This is a genomic window from Metasolibacillus meyeri, from assembly GCF_003049505.1.
GTDB classification, from domain to species: Bacteria; Bacillota; Bacilli; order Bacillales_A; family Planococcaceae; genus Metasolibacillus; species Metasolibacillus meyeri.
On the sequence record NZ_PYWN01000071.1, the window covers coordinates 1 to 6,833 of the forward strand.

Consider the following 6,833-nt stretch of genomic DNA (forward strand, 5'->3'; position numbering starts at 1 on the left):
GCTAGTTCATGGGCAAATCAGGACTTTCCTCCTGCACCATAGTGGAAATTTGTTAATAACTATGGCATTTTTAAGAGGCTATCGGAAAACCCGATAGCCTCTTAAAATTAAACACGTGCTAACATGCGGTCAAGTGAAGCTTGTGCTTCTATAGTAGTGTTTTTATCGACTTGAATACGATTTTGTGGTTGACCATTTGCAATGCTTTCTAAAGACCATAATAAATGTGGTAAATCAATGCGGTTCATTGTTAAGCAAGGACAAAAATTTTCATTTAAAGAGATGATATGTTTATCTGGGTGCTGCTTAATGATGCGACGTACAAGATTCATCTCTGTACCAATCGCCCATGAGGAACCACTTGGTGCTTTGTTAATTGTATCAATAATGTATTTTGTAGACCCTGCATCATCAGCGGCCGCTACAACTTCACGACTGCATTCTGGATGAACAATAATTCGCATATCAGGATGCGCTTGACGAATCATAGCTGTATGTTGGACGGTAAAGCCTTCATGTACAGAGCAATGCCCCTTCCATAAAATTACTTGAATGTTTTCAAGCGATTGTTGTGTTTCAAGCTCTTGCGTATGCGGGTTCCAAACAGCCATATTTTCAAGTGGAACGCCTAGGTCATAAGCGGTATTTCGACCTAAATGCTGATCAGGTAAAAATAAAATACGTTGTTTTTCCGTAAACGCCCATTTGACCATTTCTTGCGCATTAGATGATGTAACACATGCTCCACCATATTTACCAGTAAAAGCTTTAATGGCAGCAGTAGAATTAACATAAGTTAATGGGATAATCGTATCACCAAATAGCTTTTGCAAAATAGGCCATGCTTGCTCTGTTTGATAAATGTCAGCCATATCAGCCATCGAACAGCCTGCGCGCATATCCGGTAAGTAAACATGCTGTTCATCTGTTGTGAGCATATCTGCTGTTTCCGCCATAAAATGTACACCGCAAAATACGATATGCTCCGCCTCTTTATTCGCTGCTGAAATTTGAGCAAGCTGTAAAGAATCTCCCGTTGCATCAGCAAATTGGATAACTTCATCTTTTTGATAATGATGCCCAAGAATAAAAAGTTTCTCGCCTAAATCTTGTTTGATTTTTGCAATACGTGATTCCATCTCATCTTGAGATAATGTGCGATAATGCTCAGGTAATAACGATGTTTGTTGTAATAAACTAATGCTTGACAAGTCAATTTTCTCCTTTCAAATGAACAAGTGCGCTAATATCGAAGGCCTGCACGGAATGTGTAAGTGCGCCAAGAGAAATCCATTGCACACCAGATTGTGCATAAGCCTTTAAATTTTCAAGTGTAATGCCGCCAGAAGCTTCTGTGGCAATGTGACTAGGAATAGAAGGGAGCCAATCACGTATTTCGGCAGGTGTGCGATTATCAAACATAATAATATCTGCTCCAGCAGCAACTGCTTCATCTAGCTGCGCCTTTGTTTCAATTTCTACTTCAATTTTGATCGTGTGGCCAATCTTTGCACGAGCCGATTCAATCGCTTTTGTAATACTCCCTGCAAAAGCAATATGATTATCTTTCAGCATAATTGCATCGTAAAGTCCATTACGGTGATTGTAGCCACCGCCAATACGAACCGCATATTTATCAAGCATACGTAAACCAGGAATTGTTTTACGTGTATCAAGTATTTTTGTTTCGGTACCAATCGTTTCCTTGACAGCGCTTTGCGTAGCTGTAGCAATTGCTGACATTCGTTGAATTAAGTTTAAAATGACACGCTCACCGATTAAAAGCTTTTGAAGAGAGCCCTGCATATGAGCGATTAAATCACCGCTTTTTACAGATTCCCCATCTTGTTTATGTAAAGTAATAACAATAGATGGATCAAGCAACCGGAAACCATGCTCAATAATCGGCACGCCACAAAAAATACCGTCCTCTTTCGCATAAAAGGAAAAGGCTCCTTGTTGTGTAGGCGAAAAAATAAGTTCACTGGATAAATCGCCATCTCCTATATCCTCATTGAAAAACTGCTTCAGCATTTCCTCGAGTTTGATTATGTTCATATAAAGAATTCCTCACTTCCATTTGTCCTTGTGAAAAAACAACCCAGCGATTCGCCCATTTTACATCCGTGCTAGGATAGTCTGTGCGAATATGTGCACCGCGTGTTTCTGTGCGAACTAGCGCAGCCTCTGCCATTAACCTTGCTACAATATGCATCATATAAAGTTCCACTTGTTCCAGCTTTAAAGTTCCTCTATTTACAGAAAGGAGTGTGTGTAAAGGTGGAATTTGTTGTAAGAATTCATAGATCATTAAAGGATTTCTCACTATGCCTAATGTTTCCAACATCTTTTGTTGTAGCTGCTCTTTAGTGAACAAATGCGGTATAGCTCTGTCATAATTGCTTTTTTTAATGATGAAATTTTGTTGGTGCAAGCCTTTCTGAATAATGCTGTGTGCCATGCGCTCTCCAAAAGTGATTGCTTCTAATAATGAATTGCTGGCAAGGCGATTTGCTCCATGCACACCTGTACAAGCAACTTCTCCTATCGCATATAAAAAGGGGATAGAAGTTTGTCCGAAGCTATTTGCAATAATGCCACCCATTAAAAAATGGCTACCTGGTGCTACAGGAATTAAGCCATCTTGAAAAGTAATACCGTTATCAACACATAGCTTTGTAATAGATGGAAATTTTTCTTCGAATTTTTCAATCATGGAAATATCTAAAAAAGTTTCTTCTCCATCAAGCCGTTTCATAAATAACGTATGTGCTGTAATATGGCGAGGCGCTAAATCACGCCCTTTCATAATAGGTTGCCTTTGCGAATCAACAAAAATAGCTCCAGCCCCACGCACAGCTTCAGAAATAAGACCTTTTGCTTCACCGTTACACCATAATAGAGTAGGGTGAAATTGCATAAATTCCATATCGCTAATAGCCGCACCTGCAACATAGGCAAGTGCAATACCGTCACCAGTGTTTGTTGGAAAATTAGATGTACAGTTATACAGCGCACCTGCACCACCTGATGCGATAACAATATGATGTGCGAGGTAGCATTTTGTTCCTTGCTTTCCTAACGTTAATGCACCGATGCATTCGCCATTTTTATTTAGTAATAGTTCATACGCTGTTTCGTAATCATTTATTGTAACCGTTGGAGGAAGCTGATTTAGTAAATAATGAATAAAGTACTTGCCTGTTTGATCTCCACCAGCATGTAAAATACGATTATGGCTATGTGCGCCTTCCAAGCCGAGTATAGGCTCACCGTTTAGATGACGGTCAACAGGAAGCCCTTGTTGTAATAGCTCGTCGATTAGCTGTGCCCCATCTTTTATCAATGTTTCAACATTCGATGTCATATGGTGGAATGTACCTGCATGCAATGTATCATGGATATGATCTTGTACATTGTCTGCCTGCGCTGTAACAGCAGCAATGCCTCCTTGTGCCCGATAAGAGCTGCTTGTTTCAATCGAGGACTTTGTTACAAGTTGTACATGAAAATGTTTCCCGAGTATACGGGCTGCTTGAAGCGCTGCAATACCACTGCCGATAATAAGAACATCTGTCTTTATATACATAACAATACCTTCTTTACAGTTGTCTTGACACATATCTTTACATAAAATAAAGAAGAAAACAAGACTTAAATAAGAGAGAAGGGCAGAAAATATGATTTATTTAGATTACGCAGCGACGACACCAATGACAGAAAAAGCACTTGCAGCATATTGTGAAGTGGCTAAAAGGTATTATGGCAACAGCGCAAGTTTGCATGATTTAGGAGGGCAGTCACAATATTTCGTAGAAAAAGCAAGACAGGTGATTGCACAAGCACTCAATAGGAATAAAGATGGCATTATTTTTACGGGAAGTGGAACAGAGGGCAATATACTAGCGATTTTGTCATTAGCATTAGCCTCTAAGAAAGGTAAGCATATTATTTCATCACAAGCTGAGCATACATCTGTCCATGCAGCATTAAATACGTTGGAAAGAATGGGCTATCGAATAACAAAGCTAGCTTTACAGCAGGATGGTTGTATTGATGTTGGACAATTGCGTGCGGCTATATGTGAGGATACAGCTGTTATTACAATCCAGCATGTTAATTCAGAAATAGGTGCCATCCAGCCTGTTGAAGAAATTGCATATATTGCGGAAGAGAACAACATATTCATGCATGTTGATTGTGTCCAATCTTTTTGTAAATTGTCACTTCAAGCACATGTAGATGCACTGACTGTCTCAGCACATAAAATAGGCGGTCCTAAAGGCTGTGGTGCCATTTATATAAATCCAGCGCTACGTGTGCCGCCTTTAGTGCCGGGGGTTACACATGAAAAAGGATTGCGCGGAGGCACATTAGATACGCCAGCCATTGTCGCTTTTGCTACAGCAGTTGAAGAATATCATTATGAAAGAAATCATTATGAAAGCTTACGTCAATTTTTAAAGGAAAATTTACCGAAAAGCTGTCGACTTATTGAGTCAAAGGCGCAATTGCCAAATATTTGTGGCGTAATCATGGAAAAAGTAGAAGGGCAATATGTTTTGTTAAAGTTAAATGAAACAGGTATTGGTATATCTACTGGAAGCGCATGCGATATTCATAGTGATTCAGGTACAAAAGCTATTTTATCAATGGGCTATGCAATGGAGGCAGCACGTCAATTTTTTAGAATTTCTTTTGGACAAAGCACATCTGTTGAGAGCTTACAAAAAGTGAAAAAAGCACTTACAGCTATTGAAGAAGCAGTTCACAAAACGTGAACTGCTTTCAACACCAAGAGAAAAACTCTCCGTGACCTCCTGCTTTCGGAAGTAGACGGATTTGTTCAGTAGCTTGCGACGTTAAATAGTCAACATGAATATTTTCATCATACATATTGTTATACACATGATAAATGGGTTTGTTTTTCGTTATATGCATTATTGTTTGCTGGAAATTTTCTTTTAATTGTGCTGAAAACTGATTCGCGACATGTGTATGAAAAATAATAATTTGATGTGCATTTGAAATGTTTTGGCTGATGACGGGAAGTAGTTGTAGCAAATCCCCCTTTAAAAGTGTTTTTGGCACTTCTGTATGAATCATCTTAACTCGTTGCAAGAGAGCGCGGCGCTCTTTATGCTCTGGCCATATTAAAGCTTGTAACCACATATAATCTTCTTCGTTTTGTAGGTGTAAAACATTTAAATCAATGCCGTAGCGATGAGAGATTTGAAAGTTACTACAGCTAGTTAAAACATCTCCTAAATTCTCGGACTTCAGTAATACTTGACTATTTGGGTCTCCGTAATGAATAACAGAGTCTCCCTGTTTCACCTCATAGCGATATTTATCAGGGTTTAATAAAAGCCCGGCACTTGTACCGATTTCGATTAGCGCTAAAGGTTTTTGTGCTCTCTTTGCAATATCGCTAAAAATCGGATATAGATAAGCGCTGCGACGCACTTCATTTGTTTGCACGCGCTTTGTTTGAAAGCAATGAAGAAGCTCTTGTCTATATGTTTTTACAAATTGTTGTAACGCAGAATAGCTATCTTCTATTGCAAAGGGATGTGTTGCAAATGATGGCATGTATTTCTTTAACACATCATCATGCTTCATAAGTAAAAATTGTAAAGAGGCAAAGAATAAATTAGGCTTTGGCTGTGAGGCAGGGATATTTGTGAGTAATTGAAGTATTTCTTCATCCTGTATGATGTGATTGCACCAAAAATAATATAATGAGCTACTATTTTTTGCTTCTATTTCCGCAAAACGCTGAAAAGACAAAATTACATGTTCCATTTGATAACCCTCCATATTTTTTGTTAATATCACTGTAAAATAATTATTAAATTAAAGAAATTAATTAAATTTAATCGAAGTGATTAAGAATACTAATTAGAGGTGCGGAATGGAGTTAAAATGGATTCAGTCTTTTGTCGTTGCTGCTGAGACGGGGAATTTTCGTGAGGCTGCTGAAAAGTTATTTATATCTCAGCCAAGTATTACAGTACATATTCAACTGCTAGAGGAAAGCTTACAAGTGAAGCTATTTCAGCGAGAGCATACGAAAATACGGTTATCGGAAGAAGGGAAGTTCTTTTTAAAACAGGCGAAGGAGATTCTACAGCAAGTAGAGGATAGCAAGCGAGCTACATTGTTTTATGCAAATCAGCATAGAAAAAATATTACAATTGCTTTATCTCCTTTACTAGTGGAAACAAATTTACCGCATATTATTTATCAATTTTTAATGGAGCAAAAAGAATATGAAATTAAAATTACTGTTGTAGATTCAGAGCAAATGGATGAGCAGCTTTTAGCTAATCAAGTGCATATAAGTATTGGCATTGGCAGGAGTAGTCAGCATCTCATACATGCTGAGAAAATTATGTCCAGTCCGCTACAGCTTGTTGTGCCATTAGACAGCTATGATGATGAAACGGGTGAACACCATGATTATCATTTGCTATTTGAAAAGTATCCTTTGTTTACTGGACATCTAAAAGAAGCGACATTAATTGAGCCGTTGCTAGAGAAGCAATTTCCATTTATACGTACAATGACAATTGCCCAAACATATATTGTCAAACATTTTGTGAAAGACGGTTTAGGGATGGCGTTTTTACCAAAGTCCATTATTTATAAGGAGATGATGGAGGGGAGGTTTAATATAATTGATTTTGATTTATTTGAGTTACCTGCAATTGATATATTCATGAAATACGATAAGGAAAATGAGCAGCTATTGCCTTTATTAAAGAAAATAAGAGATTCTTATATGTATTAAGGAAATAGCTACTAAATACGGCTGTATTAACTTATTAAGT

At 38.0% G+C, this 6,833-nt stretch carries 6 protein-coding genes; 2 read left to right on the forward strand and 4 right to left on the reverse strand.

The genetic code is table 11. From position 1 onward, the window contains the following. Positions 1 to 107: 107 nt before the first annotated feature. The 3 genes from nadA to nadB are packed head-to-tail and all read right to left on the reverse strand — an operon-like array spanning position 108 to position 3,589. Positions 108 to 1,211 (reverse strand): quinolinate synthase NadA, encoded by a 1,104-nt coding sequence (nadA, locus tag C9J34_RS11260; protein ID WP_107839971.1) that lies wholly within the window; start codon positions 1,209 to 1,211, stop codon positions 108 to 110. 1 nt (position 1,212) lies between these two features. Beyond that, a complete protein-coding gene (gene nadC / locus C9J34_RS11265) occupies positions 1,213 to 2,058 on the reverse strand; it encodes a carboxylating nicotinate-nucleotide diphosphorylase (protein ID WP_107839972.1) in 846 nt (281 codons plus the stop codon). Next, the gene (gene nadB / locus C9J34_RS11270) at positions 2,012 to 3,589 is read right to left on the reverse strand and encodes an L-aspartate oxidase (protein ID WP_107839973.1); all 1,578 of its coding nucleotides are present in this window, start codon (positions 3,587 to 3,589) and stop codon (positions 2,012 to 2,014) included. The genes nadC and nadB overlap by 47 nt, the downstream gene beginning before the upstream one ends. A gap of 91 nt (positions 3,590 to 3,680) precedes the next feature. Between nadB and C9J34_RS11275 the strand changes: the two genes are divergently transcribed. After that, a complete protein-coding gene (locus C9J34_RS11275; protein WP_107839974.1) occupies positions 3,681 to 4,781 on the forward strand; it encodes a cysteine desulfurase family protein in 1,101 nt (366 codons plus the stop codon). Positions 4,782 to 4,788: 7 nt separating this feature from the next. On the opposite strand, the gene C9J34_RS11280 is transcribed toward C9J34_RS11275, so the two are convergent. Continuing rightward, entirely contained in the window at positions 4,789 to 5,805 is a 1,017-nt protein-coding gene (locus tag C9J34_RS11280) for a DUF2332 domain-containing protein (RefSeq protein WP_193768972.1), read from the reverse strand. A 109-nt stretch (positions 5,806 to 5,914) separates the two neighbouring features. Here C9J34_RS11280 and C9J34_RS11285 point away from each other — a divergent pair, with 109 nt between their 5' ends. Beyond that, a complete protein-coding gene (locus C9J34_RS11285; protein ID WP_107839976.1) occupies positions 5,915 to 6,793 on the forward strand; it encodes a LysR family transcriptional regulator in 879 nt (292 codons plus the stop codon). Positions 6,794 to 6,833: the final 40 nt, after the last annotated feature.